This is a genomic window from Streptococcus sp. sy004 (assembly GCF_007859205.1).
In the GTDB taxonomy this organism is placed as follows: Bacteria; Bacillota; Bacilli; order Lactobacillales; family Streptococcaceae; genus Streptococcus.
Genome location: NZ_VOHP01000001.1, coordinates 259,354 through 280,477, shown reverse-complemented (window position 1 = coordinate 280,477; position 21,124 = coordinate 259,354). Strand labels below are relative to the sequence as shown.

22 protein-coding genes, 1 pseudogene and 1 riboswitch are annotated in these 21,124 nt (G+C 37.7%); of the genes and pseudogenes, 5 read left to right on the top strand and 18 right to left on the bottom strand.

What is annotated here, in order from left to right; genetic code table 11:
* Window positions 1-32: 32 nt before the first annotated feature.
* Both rpoD and dnaG read right to left on the bottom strand, forming a co-directional pair.
* Entirely contained in the window at window positions 33-1,142 is a 1,110-nt protein-coding gene (rpoD, locus tag FRX54_RS01515; protein WP_146460258.1) for an RNA polymerase sigma factor RpoD, read from the bottom strand.
* Window positions 1,139-2,914 (bottom strand): DNA primase, encoded by a 1,776-nt coding sequence (gene dnaG, locus FRX54_RS01510; RefSeq protein ID WP_261379606.1) that lies wholly within the window; start codon window positions 2,912-2,914, stop codon window positions 1,139-1,141. Before dnaG ends, rpoD begins: the two co-directional genes overlap by 4 nt.
* A 158-nt stretch (window positions 2,915-3,072) precedes the next feature.
* Here dnaG and mscL point away from each other — a divergent pair, with 158 nt between their 5' ends.
* The gene (gene mscL, locus FRX54_RS01505; RefSeq protein ID WP_146460256.1) at window positions 3,073-3,426 is read left to right on the top strand and encodes a large conductance mechanosensitive channel protein MscL; all 354 of its coding nucleotides are present in this window, start codon (window positions 3,073-3,075) and stop codon (window positions 3,424-3,426) included.
* Between the two features lie 166 nt (window positions 3,427-3,592).
* Here mscL and rpsU read toward each other — a convergent pair whose 3' ends face one another.
* The 9 genes from rpsU to FRX54_RS01460 all read right to left on the bottom strand — a co-directional run bounded on the left by rpsU (window position 3,593) and on the right by FRX54_RS01460 (window position 11,124).
* On the bottom strand, window positions 3,593-3,769 hold the full coding sequence (rpsU, locus tag FRX54_RS01500) for a 30S ribosomal protein S21 (protein ID WP_000048058.1): 177 nt from the start codon (window positions 3,767-3,769) through the stop codon (window positions 3,593-3,595).
* Between the two features lie 161 nt (window positions 3,770-3,930).
* A complete protein-coding gene (locus FRX54_RS01495; protein WP_146460254.1) occupies window positions 3,931-4,539 on the bottom strand; it encodes a superoxide dismutase in 609 nt (202 codons plus the stop codon).
* Window positions 4,540-4,614: 75 nt separating this feature from the next.
* A complete protein-coding gene (holA, locus tag FRX54_RS01490; RefSeq protein ID WP_146460252.1) occupies window positions 4,615-5,649 on the bottom strand; it encodes a DNA polymerase III subunit delta in 1,035 nt (344 codons plus the stop codon).
* Window positions 5,650-5,743: 94 nt separating this feature from the next.
* On the bottom strand, window positions 5,744-6,187 hold the full coding sequence (locus FRX54_RS01485; protein ID WP_146460250.1) for a VOC family protein: 444 nt from the start codon (window positions 6,185-6,187) through the stop codon (window positions 5,744-5,746).
* An 80-nt stretch (window positions 6,188-6,267) separates the two neighbouring features.
* Window positions 6,268-6,468, bottom strand: coding sequence for a hypothetical protein (locus FRX54_RS01480; RefSeq protein WP_146460248.1), 201 nt, complete (start codon window positions 6,466-6,468; stop codon window positions 6,268-6,270).
* Window positions 6,469-6,696: 228 nt separating this feature from the next.
* Complete coding sequence (locus FRX54_RS01475) at window positions 6,697-7,362, bottom strand: hypothetical protein (RefSeq protein WP_146460246.1); 666 nt, start codon at window positions 7,360-7,362, stop codon at window positions 6,697-6,699.
* A gap of 73 nt (window positions 7,363-7,435) precedes the next feature.
* Window positions 7,436-9,667 (bottom strand): DNA internalization-related competence protein ComEC/Rec2, encoded by a 2,232-nt coding sequence (locus FRX54_RS01470; RefSeq protein ID WP_146460245.1) that lies wholly within the window; start codon window positions 9,665-9,667, stop codon window positions 7,436-7,438.
* Entirely contained in the window at window positions 9,660-10,307 is a 648-nt protein-coding gene (locus FRX54_RS01465) for a helix-hairpin-helix domain-containing protein (RefSeq protein ID WP_146460243.1), read from the bottom strand. Before FRX54_RS01465 ends, FRX54_RS01470 begins: the two co-directional genes overlap by 8 nt.
* 76 nt (window positions 10,308-10,383) lie before the next feature.
* Window positions 10,384-11,124: a 1-acyl-sn-glycerol-3-phosphate acyltransferase gene (locus tag FRX54_RS01460; RefSeq protein ID WP_146460241.1), complete on the bottom strand. Its 741-nt coding sequence runs from the start codon at window positions 11,122-11,124 to the stop codon at window positions 10,384-10,386.
* Between the two features lie 94 nt (window positions 11,125-11,218).
* Here FRX54_RS01460 and FRX54_RS01455 point away from each other — a divergent pair, with 94 nt between their 5' ends.
* Window positions 11,219-11,974: a tRNA1(Val) (adenine(37)-N6)-methyltransferase gene (locus tag FRX54_RS01455; RefSeq protein WP_146460239.1), complete on the top strand. Its 756-nt coding sequence runs from the start codon at window positions 11,219-11,221 to the stop codon at window positions 11,972-11,974.
* Entirely contained in the window at window positions 11,958-12,233 is a 276-nt protein-coding gene (locus FRX54_RS01450; RefSeq protein WP_146460237.1) for a GIY-YIG nuclease family protein, read from the top strand. The genes FRX54_RS01455 and FRX54_RS01450 overlap by 17 nt, the downstream gene beginning before the upstream one ends.
* 33 nt (window positions 12,234-12,266) lie before the next feature.
* On the opposite strand, the gene FRX54_RS01445 is transcribed toward FRX54_RS01450, so the two are convergent.
* The 4 genes and pseudogenes from FRX54_RS01445 to FRX54_RS01430 all read right to left on the bottom strand — a co-directional run bounded on the left by FRX54_RS01445 (window position 12,267) and on the right by FRX54_RS01430 (window position 16,665).
* Complete coding sequence (locus FRX54_RS01445; protein ID WP_146460235.1) at window positions 12,267-13,814, bottom strand: DEAD/DEAH box helicase; 1,548 nt, start codon at window positions 13,812-13,814, stop codon at window positions 12,267-12,269.
* A 210-nt stretch (window positions 13,815-14,024) separates the two neighbouring features.
* Window positions 14,025-14,618, bottom strand: coding sequence for a DUF4230 domain-containing protein (locus tag FRX54_RS01440; RefSeq protein ID WP_186652409.1), 594 nt, complete (start codon window positions 14,616-14,618; stop codon window positions 14,025-14,027).
* Between the two features lie 112 nt (window positions 14,619-14,730).
* Window positions 14,731-15,110: pseudogene (locus tag FRX54_RS01435) on the bottom strand (PH domain-containing protein).
* A 10-nt stretch (window positions 15,111-15,120) separates the two neighbouring features.
* Entirely contained in the window at window positions 15,121-16,665 is a 1,545-nt protein-coding gene (locus FRX54_RS01430) for a peptide chain release factor 3 (RefSeq protein ID WP_146460233.1), read from the bottom strand.
* A 159-nt stretch (window positions 16,666-16,824) separates the two neighbouring features.
* Here FRX54_RS01430 and FRX54_RS01425 point away from each other — a divergent pair, with 159 nt between their 5' ends.
* Window positions 16,825-17,022 carry a hypothetical protein gene (locus FRX54_RS01425; RefSeq protein WP_146460230.1) on the top strand — a complete coding sequence of 66 codons (198 nt, stop codon included), beginning with the start codon at window positions 16,825-16,827 and terminating at the stop codon, window positions 17,020-17,022.
* A 134-nt stretch (window positions 17,023-17,156) separates the two neighbouring features.
* Here the strand turns inward: FRX54_RS01425 and murF are convergent, their stop codons facing one another.
* Window positions 17,157-18,527: a UDP-N-acetylmuramoyl-tripeptide--D-alanyl-D-alanine ligase gene (gene murF, locus FRX54_RS01420; protein WP_146460757.1), complete on the bottom strand. Its 1,371-nt coding sequence runs from the start codon at window positions 18,525-18,527 to the stop codon at window positions 17,157-17,159.
* Between the two features lie 102 nt (window positions 18,528-18,629).
* Window positions 18,630-18,721: riboswitch (THF riboswitch) on the top strand.
* A 36-nt stretch (window positions 18,722-18,757) separates the two neighbouring features.
* Between murF and FRX54_RS01415 the strand changes: the two genes are divergently transcribed.
* A complete protein-coding gene (locus tag FRX54_RS01415) occupies window positions 18,758-19,312 on the top strand; it encodes a folate family ECF transporter S component (protein ID WP_146460228.1) in 555 nt (184 codons plus the stop codon).
* A 39-nt stretch (window positions 19,313-19,351) separates the two neighbouring features.
* Here the strand turns inward: FRX54_RS01415 and FRX54_RS01410 are convergent, their stop codons facing one another.
* Both FRX54_RS01410 and recR read right to left on the bottom strand, forming a co-directional pair.
* The gene (locus FRX54_RS01410; protein WP_146460225.1) at window positions 19,352-20,398 is read right to left on the bottom strand and encodes a D-alanine--D-alanine ligase; all 1,047 of its coding nucleotides are present in this window, start codon (window positions 20,396-20,398) and stop codon (window positions 19,352-19,354) included.
* A 121-nt stretch (window positions 20,399-20,519) separates the two neighbouring features.
* Window positions 20,520-21,116, bottom strand: a complete 597-nt coding sequence (gene recR, locus FRX54_RS01405; RefSeq protein WP_146460223.1) for a recombination mediator RecR — start codon at window positions 21,114-21,116, stop codon at window positions 20,520-20,522.
* Window positions 21,117-21,124: the final 8 nt, after the last annotated feature.

Here is a 21,124-nt window from a genome sequence, read left to right as displayed (position 1 = left end):
TTAATTTATTGATGATAGCACTAATTAACTGATTAGTCTTCCATAAAATCACGTAATTGCTTGCTACGACTTGGATGGCGTAATTTACGCAAGGCCTTAGCTTCAATTTGACGAATACGTTCACGCGTGACATTAAAGACTTTGCCGACATCTTCAAGAGTACGCATTTTCCCATCATCAAGCCCGAAACGCAAACGCAAGACATTTTCTTCACGATCGGTCAGGGTATCTAAAATCTCATCTAGTTGTTCACGCAAGACGACACGTGTCGTATAGTCTTCAGGATTTTCAATCACTTCATCTTCAATGAAATCACCCAAATGACTATCGTCTTCTTCACCAATTGGGGTTTCAAGAGATACAGGTTCTTGAGCAATTTTCAAAATCTCACGAACCTTATCTGGTGCCATATCCATACGTTCTGCAATCTGCTCCGGCGTTGGATCTTGCCCCAATTCTTGTAGAAGATTACGTTGTTCACGAACTAACTTATTGATGGTTTCAACCATGTGAACTGGAATCCGAATGGTACGAGCTTGATCGGCAATGGCACGCGTAATGGCTTGACGAATCCACCAAGTCGCATAGGTTGAAAACTTAAAGCCTTTTTCATAATCAAATTTATCCACAGCTTTCATCAAGCCCATGTTACCTTCTTGGATTAAGTCCAAAAACTGCATGCCACGACCAACATAGCGTTTGGCAATTGAAACAACCAAGCGTAGATTGGCCTCAGCTAGACGTTGTTTGGCATACAAATCACCCGCAGCAACTGCCACAGCCAATTCTTTTTCCTCTTCATTCGTCAAAAGAGGCACAACCCCGATTTCCTTCAAATACATTCTAACAGGGTCATTAACCTTAGCGGAATTACTCCCCAAAAGCTCTTCGTCTGTTAATTCTTCTGGTTCAACTTCTTCTATGACGTACTTAGTTGAAGGGTTACCTTGCTTATCTGTAATCGCAATACCGCCATCTGTCAAACGCTCTAACAAGTCATCAATTTGATCCGCATTTAAAGCAAAAGGAATGACCAATTTATCCGTGATCTCATCATCAACAGCCATACCAGCTTTTTTATGATGACGAATAAACTCTGCCACCTGCACATTAAAAGTTGTGATTTCTTTTGTTTCTGTCATAAGTCCTCTTTTTCCATTTGTCGTCGTTGGGCAATCATGGCTTCTAAATCCAAAATTGCCTGTTCTTGATTACCATAACGATTAGCCTGACGAATCCGTTCTTCTTGCTCTTTCACCTCTTTTTGTTGACGGTAATAATGCAAACGTTTTTCCAACTGGCTTAATTCTTCTTCACTAGGAGCTACTGGCAACTCTTGATCTAAAATATAATAATACATATCTTGTTCTGCTTGTCCTAATTGTTCCAAACGCAAGCGATCCAATTCACCCTCAGCCAAGAGAATATCATACAAGTGTTGAATTTCTTTAGTTTGAAATAAGTCTCCCTCATGATAACGAAAATCTTGTAACAGATAATCATGATGCAATAAGCGATGAAATAATTGCATTTCTGCTCGAATTAAGGGAGATAGTTGTCGGCTCTTAGGCAGTTCAACAAAGGTGGCTATGTCATTGCTAGTAGATTTACCTTGAGATTTTCGATAGCGCCACCGCTCTTGATTGACTGCCTGCTCTACCTGTTCATAATTAAAATCCGGTAGAAGCTCCACCATTTTGTGAATATAAGTTGTTTGTGCTGTAATGGACTGCTCTTTAGCCAAAAGCCTAGCTAAACGCTCAACATAGGTAATTTGAGCTTGCAAATTATCAATATTGTCAGGTAAGTAATGATGAATTAAAAACTCCATCTGACTAATTCGATTCTGCGTTAACAACTTAGCTAAATCTTCAGGTGAATTTTTTTGAACAAACTCATCTGGATCCATCTGCTCAGGTAAATGAACAACTTCTACCTTAAAACCTTCTAAGATTGGTAGGGCCTTAGCCACTGCTTCTTGACCTGCCTGGTCACCATCATAGGTCAAAATAATCTTTTTTGCATAAGGTTTTAGATGCCTAACATGCTCTGCTGTCAAAGCTGTCCCCATTGAAGCAACACTATTGACCAAACCCGCACGGTAAGCTGCAATGACATCCATGAAGCCTTCCATCAGATAGATTTCTTTTTGCTTTTTAGCCACCGCCTTAGCTCGATCAAGATGATAAAGTTCGTAGGATTTGTTGAAAATAACTGTCGCTCTGGTATTTTTATACTTGGCTTCTCCTGTCTGTTCTGCTTGCCAAATCCGACCAGAAAAACCAATCGTCTGTCCCTTATCATTGGTTAAAGGAAACATAATCCGATTTCTAAAGCTGTCAAAAACCTTGTTTTTATCCGTCAACTGGAACAGACCAGATTGGAAAACAACCTTTTCTTCATACTTTTGAGCAAGGGCTTGATAAAGGTAGTCACTAGCCTTAGGCGATAAACCAATCTTAAAATAAGCCAACAACTCATCAGTCAAGCCACGCTCATAAAGGTAGTTTTTAGCTGCTTGACCTTCCTTGGTCGTCATCAAAATTGCATGATAAAAATTAACAGCTTCTTCATGAATATCATAAAATTTTTGCTGGGGATTGGCTCGAAGTTTGGGTTTTTGTGCTGTAACAGTTGTCGTGATACCAACACGCTCTGCTAAAACTTGAACACTTTCCATAAAAGTAATTTGACGATAGTCTTCTAAAAAACGAAAAACATCACCAGATTTCCCACAACCAAAACAGTGGTAAAATTGTCGGTCTTCCAAAACACTAAAGGACGGTGTTTTTTCTTTATGAAATGGACAATTTCCCAAATAATGACGACCAGAACGAGACAGATTAACCACTTCGCCAATAACTTCTACAATATTGACTCGACTTTTAACCTCTTCAATCATCGCCTTATTCATTAAAAACACCTCCCCCACCCTAGCTTATTTTCATTTTACTTCTCATTATAGCATAGAGCAAAAAACTTGTAAAATAAAACAAACATAGGGCTTGCACACTCTACCAATTTCTTGTATAATAAATAAGAATGTTAAAAGAAAGGAGATTTGCAATCAGTATGTTAAAAGAACTTAAAGATTTTTTGTTCAAAGGAAATATTGTTGATTTGGCTGTCGCTGTGATTATCGGTGCTGCATTTAGCGCTATTGTGACATCTTTGGTAGCTGACATCATCACACCAATCATTGGTATGATTATTGGTCAACCAGATTTCTCAGGAATCATGCTTGGCTCTATCGCAATCGGTAAATTCATCAATGCAGTGGTTAACTTCCTTATTGTTGGTACAGTCATGTTCTTCATCGTTAAGGCTGCTAACAAAGCCATGAAAACTCCTGCAGAAGAAGCTCCAGCTGGTCCAAGTCAAGAAGAACTTCTTGCTGAAATCCGTGACTTGCTTGCTAAAAAATAATCAAGTTTAACTGATTCAAAACTCCCAGTTGTTCTGGGTTTTTTATTTTATCAAAATCAACGCTTAAAACCTCATCAACTACCACTTCATCTGGTATTTTTAGAAAAAACTGATGTTAAGATACAATAAAAAGACAGGGTAATCCTGTCTTTTATCTAACTCATGATTAGAATTTTTTACGTTTACGAGCTGCTTCTGATTTACGTTTACGTTTTACAGAAGGTTTTTCGTAGAATTCACGCTTGCGTGATTCTTGAAGTGTACCAGCTTTAGTAACAGAACGTTTGAAACGACGAAGAGCATCGTCAAGCGATTCATTCTTGCGTACAACTGTTTTTGACATGTGTTTCACTCCCCTCAATTTCAATGTAACATTTTCACGTTCCTTAATAGGATAGCTAATTTTTCATCTTTTGTCAACTATTTTCTATCTTATTTCTGATATTTCTCTCATGTTAAGCAAAAAGAGCTAATCAAAATTAGCTCTTTTAACAAATTATGATTTTAAGCCTTAGCTGCTTCGTAGAGTTCATTAACCTTTGTCCAATTGACTATATCAAAGAAGGCTTTAATATAGTTTGGACGAACATTGCGGTAGTTAAGGTAGTAAGCATGCTCCCAAACATCTAAACCAAGAATAGCTTGTTTGCCTTCCATAATTGGATTATCCTGATTACCTGTTGACATCACTTCCAATTTTCCTTCAGCATTAACCACAAGCCATGCCCAACCCGAACCAAAACGAGTTGTTGCCGCTGTTGTGAAAGCTTCTTTAAAGGCGTCAAACGATCCAAATGTCGCTTCAATATCTGCTTGTAACTCAGCTGACGGACTTGTTTTCTCTAAAGTTAACAAGTCCCAAAACAAAGCATGATTCAAATGACCACCACCATTGTTGATGACTGCTTGACGAATGTCAGCTGGAATACTCTTAACGTCTGCTAGTAAAGTTTCTAGGTCTTCACCAATTTCCGGATATTTTTCAAGTGCTGCATTAACATTGGCTACATAAGTCGCATGATGCTTATCATGATGTAGGGTCATTGTTTCTGCATCAATATAAGGCTCCAAAGCATCGTAAGCATAAGGAAGGTCTGGTAAAATAATCGCCATGTATTAGTCCTCTTTTCTTTTCTGATTTACTCTTTCATACTACCGAAAATTTTCCCATCTGACAAGTATTTTAACTTACTTGAGTTGACTGATCTTCAAAAGGGCCAAGTCAAACAAATAATCTTTTTCATAGCGTCCTTGCTTAATCTGATAATCCGTTTCAATCAAAATTTTCATGCTTTCTTGTAAAAAGTCTAACGAATAGTGCCTCATATCGCGCAAAGCAAATTTGACCTGATAAAGATTAACCTTGCGACCGAGATATTCAGACAAGTCTGAAATCAACTGATTCTCCGCTTCCCCCATTGATTGCAACGTTTTAAGTTGAGCAAAAAAACGAATTTGCCCTAACATAACTGCAATCAACTTAATCACATCTTCACCTTGTAAGGTCAAATCATGAGCCAATTCACGCGCTGACAATAATTTGGCTTGTAAGACAAACTGGGTTAAATCAAAAATATTATCCTGTAAATTCTTTGGTAATAAGTCATTGACATCCGTTGAGGTAATCTTTTCCTGCCCCTTATATGTTTTTAGAAAAAGTAGATTTTTCAAACTCGTACTAAAATCAAAATTCGATTTTAATAGTAACTGTTCTAAGGCTCCTGAAGTAAAAGTTAAACCTAAAGTTTGAGCTTCTCTATCGATATAGGCTCTTAATTCAGGCTCTTTTAGACTTTCTGCTTCAAATACCAAACCATCACGTTTAAGTAATTTGACCAAACGACGCTTACCATCCAACTTTCCTGCACAGCAAATAATCAAACGTGTGCTTACAACTGGATTAGCCAAATACGACTCAAACTGTTTCATTTCCGTATCCGTCAAAATATTTTTCTTATTGGTCGTCATATCAAAAAAATTGTCAAAAATAACAATTTTCTCATCAGCAAAAAATGGAAGGCTTTCCAAATCTAAGACTGCTTGCTCAAAACTTGTTTCCTCCAAATCAAAATAAGAATAGGTCAAATCACTCGCCTCAAAGCCAATACTGGCAAGCAAGGCTGTCTTGCACTCTTGGTATTGTCCCAAATCATCACCAGCTAAAACTAAAATGGGTGGCAATTGACTTGCTTTGAGTTTTTTTATCTTGTCCAATATTATCATAGGGTTCATTATAACAAAAATCAAAACAATTTTCTTCACTAAACCAACAAATTTTATGCAATAAAAATTCCCTCTAATGATAGAGGGAAAGGCTTTATTTATCTGCGTAGTATTCCTGACCAAAATCAGCAACTTCTGCGTTAATCTGCCAAGTGATGCCAAACTGATCTGTTAAGTTGGCATAAGCCGGTGACCAAGGTGTTGCTTGTAATTCCAAGTTAATAGCTTTAGCGTTAACCGATAACTTGCGATAAAGTTCTTCTGCTGTCTGAGCATCATCCGTTACTAGCGCAACCGAAATATTATCTCCCATGGTATAAGGCAGTTTAGGATCATTATCTGATAGCATAAAACGTTGGCCGTTTAGACGGAATTGAGCATTCATGACCAAATGTTGCATCTCAACTGGGCAATCCGGTAAAAAATCTTTGAACAGATTAACTTGTTCAACCGTTGCTCCCAAGGCTTCTTTATAAAACTCAATCGCCTTCAAGCCATCACCATTTGTTACTAAATAAACTTCCATTGCTTTTAACATCATTAATTTCCTTATCTAAATCACTAATTTTTGTTTCATTTTAACATAATTCCAACTCTCGACACAAGTAAAAACACCAACTAATAATCCGTATCTTCTGCAGCATCCCAAACATAACCATCTACAATGGCTGCTCTTTCTGTCATATAAATATAGTCATAAATATCTGTAACGCTTTTGACATCATCATAATAGTAATAATAGCCCGTTTTTGCATCTACATAAACATACTCGTCATAAAACCATTCATAACCCTTGTCAATTGCTTCTGATTCTAGCATGGCAAGATACTTATTACCATTCTCTTCAAATTCCTTATTGTCATCAAAATAATAATAACTAGACTTATCATCAACATAAACGATCTTAACATCATTTTCTGTTTCTGTGTTTGCCGAAACAAAAACCTCTCCTGTAATCTCACCAGTTAGGTAATCAATGGTTAATGTGGTGCGATATTATCAAGTGTGACTGTTGCGATACCATTGGCGTCAAAGTCTTCTTCGCCTTCAAGGTCTATTTTTTTCAAGCTTACCTTTTGGCGCCAAACCAACATAACGAAGCTTCACTTGACGTGGAACAAGCTCTTCCCCTTGATAAATCAACTCTATTTTGTAATCGATCATATAGGATTTGTTTTTGGAGAATTGTTTCTTATCTGAATTCTTTTGCTTCATCCACTCAACAAGAGCTTTTTCATATTGGCTAATACTAAACAAACCTGTTCGCTTATCAAGAGGAAAACCGTTATCTGTATAATTTGTAATTAGAGCATGATTTCTTGTAAGCATGGCTGTTTTGTCAAGATTAAAATCCCTAGTGCTCAATAATGACCTCTTAGACCACACTTCTTGTATATAACCTTGGTCTAATTCGATAGGGATTAGGTAACGATCATTATTGACTTGATATCCTGGCAAATCACAATCTTGCAAGGAAGATTCAGCTGGATAAGTTTCAGCAGCCTTGGACTCAGTATAAATACTTAATTGACCCTGTCCCCAAGTGGGACGACCGAGTTTGTCTAACTCTCCCAACTTAAAATAAGGCTTTGCTTTATAGGGTAACAGCCCCATATTTTCATAATCTTGTGCTGTTAAGGCTGTAACCTTGGTCGATAAGAGCAAACAAGCTATAAAAACGATAAATATCACTGGCTTAATAAACCGTTTCATCAGCATTCTCCGTTATGTTACCTAGTTTATAGCTTTATTTTAACATATTTTCAGTGAGCAAATTAGCAAAAAATTAACAAACGGTGTCAAGTTGCCAGTTATTTTGTCCAGAAAATCGAATGGCTCCCTGTTGGTCAGTGCGATAAATTTTTATAGCTCGTTCATTAAGACGGTCTAGAGTTTCTTGATGAGGATGCTGATACCGATTATTTGGACCAGCTGAAATCAAAGCAATTTTTGGCATCACCTTATCTAAAAAATTCGACGACGATGAACCACGACTGCCATGATGACCAACTTTCAAAACATCCACCTGTAAATTAGGATAGGTTGCCAGTAGCTCTTGCTCCCCTGCCTCTTCTAAATCACCTGTAAACAGAAAAGTCCACCCCAACAAGCGACCATATAAAACCACAGAGTCATCATTGCCGCCATCACCTTGTTTCAATGGAGCAAGAACTTGTAAGGCAGAGTTCATAATTGGTAATTTATCTCCAGCACTTACTGTTTTTACCTTACTATTCAAGCGACCTAAACGATTACGAAAACCTGTTTTTGTTAAACTTCCTTGACTGACCAAGAGTTGATCGACTTTAAGCTCTTTCGTTAACATTTCCAAATCCCCCATGTGATCTTCATGAGCATGGGTAACGATTAACTGATTGATTCGTCCAATTCCTCGACTTTTTAGGTACGGAATTAGACTGTCTTTAGCATTGACTGATTGAACTCCTTGACGCCACACTTCTTTTTTATTTACAGTCAAACGTCCCCCAGTATCAATCAAAATGGTCTTACCTGACATATCTCTGATTAAAATACTATCACCTTGTCCAACATTAACCATAGTAACTTCATTTTCCAAAGGATTTTTAACTAAGAAAAATAGCAGAGCTAATATGATACTAAAAACAATGACAAATTGTTTGTTTCGATAATAATCATAAAGAAAAGCTAAAATCAATAACACAACAAATAATAACCAAGCACTTGGACTTCCTAAAATCAGTGGTTTTGTCAACCAAGAACCAAATCCTTTCAATAGGCTTTCCAAGATGACAAATAATGGATTTAGCCAAGTTAACTTATAAATGGGAGAGATGATAAATGCTAGCGATAGCAGGGGCAAAATGACTTGGTCAAACACAAAGGATAAGAGAGCCGTTAATACAATCGACCAGGGTTGAAAAACGGAAAAATAAGTCAATAAAATAGGGACACTACCTAGACTAATGGTTAGCACTTCTGCTAATTTTTTTCTCATCTGATTTAATTGACTAAAATCCATCATACTGATGATAAACGCATAAGCAAAACTTAAAACACCTGCTGTCGTTAGTAAAACATTGGGCATAGCTAGTAAACAAATCAGTAAGGTCAAGGCAAAATTGTCTAGTTTTTTAAGACCCAAACGTCCTAAAAAAGCTTGCATCAGACTACGAATAACTGAAATTGAAAAACCAGTTAATCCAGCATAAAAGAAAGAAAATGGTAATTGCAACCCGTCAACCCAGTCCTGCCTTAACCCTAAACGCAAACAGATTTTACGAAAATAATGGATAAAAAAGCCCACTTGCATACCAGAAAGTGCAAAAAGATGAATAATACCAAGCTCTTGATAAAGGTCGCTCATCTCTGAAAAATCCTTATCTAAATAGCCAAATAGCAATCCTGTCATGTAATGACTCATAGGAGCTGGAAAACCTTGCTTAATGCTCACGATAGCCTGTCGTCGCCATTGATGCAGGTAATCAAGTAGAGATATCTTTTGTGTAATCATCATTTTTTTAATAGACTGGATACTTAAAATTCGATAAATGCCTTGATTTTTAAGATAGGCACGATAATCAAAACCAGAGAAATTTCTTTTTTCACTAGCTTGGCTCAATTCCCCTTCAACTTCTAGGGTCACTGTTTGACTCAAACGGCTAAAATATTCTTTTTCTTCAACTGATTTTAAAGTATAAAAGGCTTGATAACGCCAGCCGTCTGCTGTGGCTTGAAACGTCAGCCGATCACCATTGATACTCATGGTATCTGGAATCACTTGTACTTGATTGACTTGAATAGAGGCTTGCTTATCATTTAGTTCCATCTGCTGAAAATGATAAACAAAATAAAGTAAAAATCCTACTAAAAGAATTAAATTAGATACAAAAATTTTTAACGGATAAAAATACCATAAACCAATTAGGGCAATAGATAATAGAATACCTAAACCCAAAAAATGATACGCTAAAATAAGGTAACTTAAACACACCAAAAAAGTCAAATAAATCACAGGTAGTCCCAAAGATTTAATCAACGCTAATCAACTCCCTTAATTTTTCAAACGTTTTCTCTCCAATACCTGATACTTTTTTCAAATCATCCACAGTCTGAAAAGAGCCGTTACTCTCACGATAATCAATAATATCCTGAGCTCGCTTAGCTCCGATACCAGAAATGGTCTGCAAGTCACTAAGGCTGGCTTGATTGATATTGACCTTAGATGAAGCTAACTGGCTTTCCTCATCAGTCTTTGTTTGAGGTGTAATAACACTAATATTTTCTCCTTGACTTGCCACATAAATAACACTAGCATCGGTCAACTTTTGAGCTAAATTAACGGATTTTTTATCAGCTAATTCAGTCAAACCACCTGCTGCCTTAATGGCATCATTTACTCGGCTACCTGCGGGTAGTTGATAAACACCTTCTTTTTTAACTGCTCCCTTGACGTCAACCACTAAAACATCTTGCTCACTTTCAGAACTAAGACTGCGGTCACTAGTTAATACTTCCGTTTGTTCAACCACTTGATTACTCGAACTGGTCAACAATAGATCATCTTGTTCTTTTGTAGGTTGAAAAAAGCTAAAATAAGCTAAGAATAAAAAGATGACACCACCTAAGCCTACTAGTAAAAATTTTTTATTTTTGATTTCGGTTAATATGTGATCCATAAGTCCCCTCCTTATCCTTTTATTCGTAATCAAACATACAAAAAAGAACACCTGACATCAGGTGTTCAACAAGGATTTAGTTACGATGCTTATCAGGATTCCAAACAAAGCTAGCTAACCAGCTAAAAACAAGTGTCGACAAGACTAAAATGATTGCGACAAGAGCAGCTGGAATCCGAATCAGATACCATAAAACAGATGGTTTTTTAGGATTATGATAATTTTGATTTTCCTGATCTAATTGATCAAAAGCCGTTTGAATTCGACTAGCCACTTCTTCGACACCTACATTATCCATACGTTTAATGTCTGAAATGTCAATCGGTTCTCCAAAATTCATATCCACTCGCTCACGAGAAATCAATCCCTTTAAGGTCATTGGTCCAAGATAGGCTGATGGTACAATGCGAACCTTTGCCATCTTAGCAATTAAGGCAACACCACCTTTAACATCACTAGAATGTCTGCTACCACTTGGAAACATAATCAAAGAGCGTGAACTTTTTTTCAGCATATTGATAGGATAACGAATGGCTTCTTGACCTGGATTTTCACGATCAATAGGAAAGGCACCACACATACGAATCCACCAACCAAAAATCCGATTGGTAAATAATTCCTTTTTAGCCATAAAGATAAACTGTTTGGGACGAGCAGCAAAGGCCATAAAAACAGGATCCCACCAAGTGCGATGAGGGGCTACTAGGATATAATTTTCCTCGGCATCAGGAATCTTATCTTGATTATGATAATGGACGTTGCCATTGATAATCCAAAGTAAAAAGACCACTAAACCACGAAGATAGGTATAAAACATAGGTTTTCCTTACTTTCTTACTGAAATAACTATTCTTTTATTGTACCATATTTGAAATAAAACAACAATCAAGTAAATATGATATAATAAAGTCATGGAAAATCCGCATTTACTAGAAAATGAACGAATCGATCAACTCTTTTCAACTGATGTGAAAATTATTCAAAATCGTGACGTTTTTAGTTACTCTATTGACTCTGTCTTACTCTCTCGCTTTCCCAAATACCCACAAAAAAATGGTCTAATCGTCGATCTTTGTAGTGGTAATGGCGCAGTTGCCCTTTTTGCCAGCAGTCAGACTAAAAGTTCCATTCTGGCAATTGAATTACAGGAACGCTTGGCAGACATGGCAAAACGCTCTGTTAAACTCAATCAGCTAGACCAACAAGTAACTGTTGTTCAAGACGATTTGAAAAATCTACTTCAACACGTCCCACGTTCGCAGGTTGATTTAATCGTGTGTAATCCACCTTACTTTAAGGCTAGTGACACATCGAAAAAAAATCTATCTGAACACTATCTTTTAGCCCGTCACGAAATCACAACCAACTTAGATGAAATTTGTCAGGTGAGTCAACAAGGGCTAAAATCCAATGGTCGTTTAGCCCTTGTTCATCGTCCTGACCGTTTTTTAGAAATTATTGACACCTTAAAAACATACAAACTAGCCCCTAAACGCGTTCAATTTGTCTATCCCAAAAATCACAAAGAGGCTAACATGCTCTTGATTGAAGCCATTAAAGATGGCTCAATGGATGGCTTTAAGATTTTGCCACCACTGATTATCCACAAGGATAATGGCGACTACACAGATGAGATTTTTGAGATTTATTATGGTAAAAGAAACTAAAGCTTATCTTTATGTGCTACGTTGCCGAGATAATTCGCTTTATACAGGCTATACCACCGATATAAACAGACGACTAAAGACCCACCAAACAGGAAAAGGAGCCAAATACACCAAAAGTAGATTACCAGTGGAATTGATTTATTGGGAAAGTTTTGACAGCAAATCCCAAGCTATGTCAGCAGAAAGCCTGTTTAAACAAAAAACAAGGCGACAAAAGTTAGATTATATTGCTAGCAAAACTGCTTCGTTTAAAGATTAAATAAAAAGACAAGGCCTATTAGACCTTGTCTTTTTATTTATCGCCTTTGTTACGAATAACAAAGCCATTTTTCTTTTCACTAGAAGTACGATGAGGACGCTTATTGCCTTTATTTTCAAAATCACGACTATTTTTATTAGAACGACGTTTGAAATCACGGCGACCACCGTCACGTTGATCTGATTTGCGACCAGAACGTTGTTGATTTCTACCACCTTTATGACCAAAGCCATGACCTGATGGCTTAAATGGCAATGGTTTTTCACGAGCAATCTCAATCTCTGGCATCGTATCTGGGTCTTGAACCGTCAAACTCAAAATATAAAGTGCTAACTCTTCTGGCGTAAATTGACCAGCTAATTTAATGGCATCACTCTTGAATTTATCAAATCCAGCAGTGATTTTTTCATCTGCCAAATCACGAGCAATTTTTTTCAAAGCGACTTTCTTTTTAGCTTGGAAAGCTTCTTGAGCTGTTGCTGGTTTAAGACCTTTCATGCGTTTCTTGGTTAGATTCTCAATGATAGAGAGGTAACCCATTTCATTTGGTGAAACAAAAGTAATGGATTGACCATGCTTACCTGCCCGACCTGTTCGACCGATACGGTGAACATAGCTTTCTGGGTCTTGTGGAATATCATAGTTGTAAACGTGAGTCACTCCTGAAATATCCAAACCACGAGCTGCCACATCTGTTGCCACCAAAATATCTAATTCGTCATTTTTGAAATCACGGAGAACACGAAGGCGTTTACCTTGATCAAGATCACCATGGATACCTTCCGCACGGAAACCACGTAATTTCAAGCCACGAGTCAACTCATCCACACGGCGTTTGGTACGACCAAATACAATGGCTAATTCTGGCTGATCAACGTCCATCAAACGAGTCATGGTGTCAAATTTTTCTTGCTCACGCACACGAATATAGTATTGGTCAACCAACTCAGTTGTCAATTCCTTAGCAGCGATTTTAACATGCTCAGGCTCTTTCATAAAGGTCACACCGATTCGCTTAATCGCTTCTGGCATGGTCGCTGAAAAGAGCAAGGTCTGACGACTATCTGGCACACGGCTGATAATTGCTTCAATATCTTCCAAGAAGCCCATGTTGAGCATTTCATCTGCTTCATCCAAAATCAAGGTTTCAATATCAGACAGTTTCAAGGCCTTGCGTTTAATCAAATCCAAAAGACGACCTGGTGTTCCAACAACGATATGAGCCCCTGAACGAAGAGCCTTGATTTGTTTTTCAATACTAGAACCACCATAAACTGAACGAACCTTAACACCTTTATCACGACCAAAACGGAATAGTTCTTCTTGACATTGTACTGCCAATTCACGAGTTGGAGCAATAATCAAGGCTTGAATCGTATTATCTTCTGTATGAATCTTATTTAAGGTTGGCAAACCAAAGGCTGCTGTTTTACCAGTCCCTGTTTGAGCCTGACCAATGACATCCTTATTAGCAAGTGCAAGAGGGATGGTCATCTCTTGAATTGGTGATGGCTCAACAAAGCCAGCTTTTTCCACAGCAGATAAAATGTCTGCTGATAGGTCTAAATCTGTAAATTTCATAATTTCCTTTTCTAATAAAAGGCAGTGCGAAGCTGCCTTATGACGCTTAATTTTATAATATTCCCTGTCGGCAAAAGAGCTAAACACTCAATCACTAACTAAGTAACCTATCTAGTATAACACAAAGTCAACTAATTTGATAGAAAGAAAATGAGAAAAAGTCAATAAAGCGTTGTCAAAGAAAAAAGCACCTCTAGGGTGCTTGATAACTTATTTGAAAACAAAATCCAGTTCAATACCTGGGTTGATCGATTTGAAAAGAGTTCGATAGTAGTCCTTGGCAGCGATTTGCAACTGTTCTTGGTATTTCTCTAAATACTCTTTTTGCTCCTTATTACTCAGTGCTTTTGTTGCCAACTCACCTGTGTCAACATTTTTGGTAAAAACGCTAAGCAACTCTCCACTCGAATCATAGAGTTTATAAGGATCAACCTTGGCTTGTTCCACACCAATCACTTCAAACTTAGGTACCGTAATCTGATAACGATTATCACTAGTTTGACGAATTGATACAGGTTTTTTAATACCCAACTTAGCCTGGTAATTTAAGATGATAATAGTTTTTTTCTCTGTCAAAGGCAGATTAAACTTGGAAAAAAGCTTAACATTATTTTTTTGGGTTTCAATACGCTGAACACCCACATTAAGAAAGACGGTCTCCTTGACTTTTTCAATATACTGCACCACACTAGACGAGCTATTGTTCGAAGTAGTCCCAATGACACCTGTATAATTGAGAGTAAAAAATCCCCCGATCAATAAAGCAGCTAAAATAAATAAACAAACCATGGCTTTGCGTAACATTTTTTTCTCCCTGTGTCTTTTCTTTCATTATATCACCTTGTTCACGAAAAGTGATTTTTCAACTACAAGCTATTCTTAAAAACCTCAGTCGTATCACTGAGGTTTCTAAATATTATTTCAACACCGCTTCAGCTAAAGCCTGTTGAATTTGAATAACGTTTTTATCACGTTTGAATTGAAGCGTTTCAGCCGGTTCAACCCCTGATGAAATCCAAATTTTTAATTCGGCATCAAGATCAAAATGCCCTGAGGTTTCTACAGTAAAACGAGAAATTGAACGATAAGGTAATGACTTGTACGATGTTTTCTTGCCTGTCATACCCTGTTTATCTACTAAGATTAAACGACGCTCAGTAAAGACAATCAAATCACGCACCAAACTAAAGGCTAATTCAACTGCTCACCAGCCACTAAAATATCAGCCAATTCTCTCTCTACTCGATCATTATCTTTTTGCGAGGCATTGCCTAACAAACCTGAAAATAGTCCCATCTTATTCTCCTTACATTTTTTCTTCTAACTGCACATCTGGATATTTATCGGCAAACCAACGTAGAGCAAAGTCATTCTCAAAAAGAAAAACAGGTTGGTCAAAACGGTCACGTGCCAAGATATTACGACTCGAACTCATGCGTTCATCCAAATCTTCTTCCCTAATCCAACGCACGGTCTTTTTACCCATCGGCGTCATGACCACTTCAGCATTGTACTCACCCTCCATACGATGTTTAAACACTTCAAATTGAAGTTGCCCAACAGCTCCCAGCATATACTCACCTGTTTGGTAGTTTTTATAGAGCTGAATAGCTCCTTCTTGCACCAGTTGTTCAATCCCTTTATGGAATGATTTTTGTTTCATGACATTTTTCGCAGCAACTTTCATGAAAATCTCTGGGGTAAAGGTTGGCAGAGGTTCAAACTCAAATTTGTTCTTGCCGACTGTCAAAGTATCACCCACCTGATAAGTACCTGTATCATAGACACCGATAATATCACCAGCCACGGCATTTTCAACGTTTTCACGACTTTCTGCCATAAATTGTGTCACGTTCGATAACTTAGCTGACTTACCTGTACGAGATAGGTTGACGATCATGCCTTTTTCAAACTGACCTGACACAATTCGCACAAAAGCAATACGGTCACGGTGACGTGGATCCATATTGGCTTGAATTTTGAAAACAAAACCAGAAAAGTCTGTATTGAGCGGATCAATGACTTCTTCATCCTTTGTTCGATGACCGTGTGGTTCTGGTGCAAATTCCAAGAAAGAATCAAGGAAGGTCTGCACACCAAAATTCGTCAAGGCTGAACCAAAAAAGACAGGGGTCAACTCACCACCTAAAATCGCCTCACGAGAAAAATCATTTCCAGCTTCTTCCAATAATTCCACGTCTTCTAAGACTTGTTCGTAGAAAGGGTTATTGGCAAACAGACTAGCCCCTTGGTCAAAAGAAGCAAAGCGTTCATCACCTTTGTATAACTCTAAACGTTTGTTATACAAATCATACAAACCTTCAAAGCTCTTCCCCATGCCAATCGGCCAATTCATCGGATAACTAGCAATACCCAAGACTTCTTCTAATTCTTCCAACAAATCAAGCGGCTCACGCCCATCACGGTCTAATTTATTGATAAAGGTAAAGACTGGAATTTTACGATGCTTAACGACTTCAAATAATTTCTTGGTCTGAGCCTCGATACCCTTAGCTGAATCTACCACCATAACCGCCGCATCTACTGCCATTAAGGTACGGTAGGTATCCTCAGAAAAATCCTCATGCCCTGGGGTATCAAGAATATTCACTCGCTTACCTGCATAGTCAAATTGCATGACAGAAGATGTGACTGAAATCCCTCTTTGTTTTTCAATATCCATCCAATCTGATTTAGCAAAGTTACCAGTCTTTTTTCCCTTGACTGTCCCTGCCTCACGAATTTCACCACCAAAATAAAGCAACTGCTCTGTAATCGTCGTTTTACCAGCATCCGGGTGACTGATAATGGCAAAGGTTCGACGTTTTTTAATCTCATCTTGTAAAGACATCTTTTCTCCCTATTTTACAAATCATTAAATGATGTGTTCTGTATTGTCATTATACCCCAACTCTTAGCTTTTCGCAATAAAATAAAAGTCTTATTGTTGTCACTAACTAACTAACTATAAGATAATGCACTTGATTAATTAGAAAAAGAGAATAACACAATGACCTTAACCAAAAAACAATGGCTCGTTTTAGTCATTTTACTAGCCGTCACTAGCTATGGTATCGATACGAAAGTTGCTATCTTAGCAAGCTACAACGACTCGTTAGATGGTTATTCTCATTTTCTCTTGGTTTATAATTTAATTGGCCTTTATTTTATCCCATTTGTTTATGATCTCAAACCTGAGTTAGCATGATTTTTATTCTGTCATACTAATTGTTTGATTGGTTAATCTAAAACAATCTCTTGAAAACGACAACTTCTACCATTCATGGCCTTGATTTAATCCTTTATGTTCTTTTAGTTGCCAAAAATAAGAGCTAGTTTAATCTAGCTCTTATTTTCTAATACGTCTACAATTTTTGCCAAATTCATCGAGTTGCTACCCTTTAGAAGAATCTGATCATCCCTGTCTAGTTCTGCTACAATAGTTGCCACTAACTGTTCAAAATCATCTTGCTGGTCATTTTTAACAAAGTAATGAACAGTCCCTTGGGGAAACTTAGCAGCCGCCAAGTCAAATAGACCCTTAATATCTTGACCATAAAGATAAATCTGATCAAAATCATCAGGAGATAAACTATCAATCATGCTGTCATGAAGGGCTTGTGATGTTGGCCCAAGCTCTTTCATATCTGCTAAGACAACCAACTTGCGACCAGCTTCATTTTTAGGAATATTAGCAAAGGTTTCAAGAATCAATCGCATGGCAGTCGGATTGGCATTATAGACATCACTGAGAATGTCTGCACCATTACTAGCCTTTTTCCACTCTGTTCGGTTCTTGGTTAAGTTAAGGTGAGCCAAAGCTGAGATAATATTGTCTTGGCTAACCCCTTCTTCTAGAGCAATATAAGCTGCGATCATGGCATTCGTTGCGTTATACTTACCCGTCACAGGAATAGTTAATTCTTCCTCCAAAAAATTCACCTTAAATGTCAAGGACTCTTTTTCTTCAATCAAATCTGTCAAATACAAATCTCCCCCTTGACCAAAACGTTTAACCATCTGACCTTGAGGGATAAACTCATCCACAATCTCATCATTAGGGATTAACAGCAAGCTATCCAATGCCATGCCTTTTGTCAACTGCATCTTACCTTGAGCAATTTTTTGACGTGTACCAAAAAACTCCAAATGCGCTTCACCAATCAAGGTAATGGTTGCCAATTTTGGTCGAGCAATCTCTGACAACAGCGCAATATCACCTAAGTGGTCTTGCCCCATTTCTAAAACTAGCTTTTGAGTATCTTTTGGCATAGAAAGAATGGTATAAGGTAGTCCTATTTCATTATTGTAGTTCCCTTGCGTTTTATAAGTTGGATAAGTCGTTGCCAAAAGGTCAAAAATCATATCCTTGGTCGTGGTCTTACCATTAGAACCTGTCACCGCAATAACGTCAACCCCTGTCTTATCGATATAGTAACTTGCCAACGTTTGTAGAGCCACCAAACAATCATCAACCAAAAGATAAGGAACATCTATCAAATCTTTCTCAGATAGGGTTACAACTGCCCCTTTTTCAATAGCTAAGTCAATAAAATCATGACCATCACGCAAGCCTTTTAAGGGAACAAATAAATCTCCCTTTTCAATCAAACGACTATCAAACTCAATTTTATTGATTCGTAAGTCTGATAGTCGGCTGGTATCGTTTTTAGCTCCAATAACACGAGCAATTTCTTGTAAGGTTAAATTCATCTCAATCATTCTTTCTTTTTCTTTCTCTTTATTATATCATAAACTAGACTTGTCATTGGGCAAATATCTGCTATAATATTAAACGGTAGCCAAAGGCTACCTTACAGAGTAGATGATTCGCGTTAAGTGTGTGTGAATGGGATGTTGTCACACAACGAAACCTATTGGTGCGGTGAATCATTGCATCCGCTGTTATTTCCATAACAGCTCCACTTGTGAAAGGAGCACAAATGAACACTTTATTTTCTAGACCAAAAATGACTAGTCAACGCTTGGTAACCTTAGCCATGTTGGCAGCACTTGCCATTGTCATTAGTAAATTTTCCATTACGGTCATCCCCAACCAACTGGTTGTAGGTTTTACCTTTATCGTTAATACCATTATCGGTATGGTGGCAGGCCCTATTTGGAGCTTTATCACACTTGCTTTGATTGATGTCATCGATAACCTTAGTAGTGGACAAGGTAATTTTATTATTTGGTGGACGCTCATGGAAGCCATTGAAGGCTTACTTTATGGACTCTTCTTCCACGGTCATTTGCTATCAAAAACTAAAAAACAAGACTGGTTCAGAGTGACCCTAGCAGTTTTGGTAATCATGCTTTTTAGCACCTTCTTGATGACACCATTTTTGATTCAAACCTACTTTGGTACCCCTATTATCGCCCAGTATTTAGCTGGTCGGTGGTTGAAAATCTTTGAAATTCCTGTGCGTATTGTAGCCATCATGCTACTTATCCCACAGTTACAAAAAATTCCTGAATTAAGAAAACTCGTTAAATAAAAAACTCAGCGTATCATCCCTACGCTGAGTTTTATTATGTTAAAGCAAATGACTTTCTCGCTTATCAAACATTTCTTGAGCCAGTTGAACCAAGCGTTCAATCAAATCGCTATAAGCCAAGCCCATATTCTCCCAGAGGAGTGGATACATTGACCACTGCGTAAAACCTGGCATGGTGTTTAATTCGTTAAGATAAATCTTACCATCTGTTGTCAAAAAGAAATCACATCGAGATAAGCCGCAGCCACCAATCGCACGAAAGGCCTGTGCTGCATAAGCTCGCATCTGTTCCATAACTTGAGTATCAATCTTGGCTGGGATTTCCATGGTAATCTTGTTGTCAATATATTTGGCTTGATAATCGTAAAAGGCAACATCTTTAACCACTTCACCTGCTTCTGTAGTCTTCACATCACTATTACCCAAAAGACCAACTTCAATTTCACGTGCATCAACCCCTTGCTCAATCAAGATGCGGTTGTCATATTTCAGAGCGAGTGTAATGGCAGCACGCAAGTCAGCTTGATTGTCTGCTTTTGAAATACCAACACTTGATCCCATATTAGCAGGCTTGACAAAAACAGGATAAGTCAAGTTAGCTTCTACTTCAGCCACTTTTGCCTCTATCTCATCTCCTTCAAGAAAGACCACATAGGCCACTTGAGGAATCCCCACTGTAGCTAGAACTTGTTTGGTCACAATCTTATCCATGGCTACTGATGAACTAAGGACATTGGTACCGACATAAGCCATGCCAAGCACTTCTAGAAAACCTTGAACTGAGCCATCTTCGCCCATAGGTCCATGAAGAACAGGGAAAACAACCGCTCCTTCTTCATAAATGTCACTTGGCTTCACTTGTTGGCTTAAATTAACCGTATCATTGGTCATCAATTTTTCGTCTTGACCTGGCTGACTAGTAAATTCTTGCGTTTTGATAAATTGACCACTTTTGGTAATAAAATAAGTTTTTACAGAAAACTTATCATAATTGACTGCTCGCATCACACTTTCTGCCGATAAAACTGAAACGTCACGCTCTGCTGAACGACCACCATATAATAAAATTAAGCTTTGTTTTGTCATCTTTATCTCACTTTCTTTTTTGATTCGACTACCTTTATCATACCATAAAAAAAAAGGATTTTCAAAAATGACTTTTTAAAGCCCTTTCATACTAAATCAAAAAGACTAGGATAACCTAGTCTTACAACTGTGTCCGATTTTCAATAGCTCTCAGAAGCGTTAATTCATCTGCGTATTCAATGTCACTGCCGACTGCAAGCCCACGTGCTAGACGTGTTACCTTGATACCTGCTGGTTTTAATAATCGAGAAAGGTACATGGCTGTTGCTTCACCATCTGCTGTGGCATTGGTGGCGATAATTACTTCTTCCACTTGCTCGTCCATTAAGCGATTGATTAAACTTTTCAAGTTAATATCATCTGGACTGATTCCATTCATCGGTGAAATCAAACCATGCAGCACATGATAACGTCCCTTGTACTCTTGAATTTTTTCCATGGCAGACACATCTTTACTTTCTTCAACCACTAAAATCAAACTGGCATCTCGATTGTGATCTTGGCAAATATTGCAGGGATTTTCATCTGTTAAATTGCCACAAATCTGACAATATGTTAGTTCACGCTTGGCTGATAAAAGATTTTTAGCAAATTCATTGACCTCTTCATCACTCATGTTCAAAGTATAAAAAGCCAGTCTTGTTGCTGTTTTAATTCCGATACCAGGTAATTTTGCAAATGAATCAATCAACTTGGCAACTGGTGTTGGATAAAGCATCTTTTTCT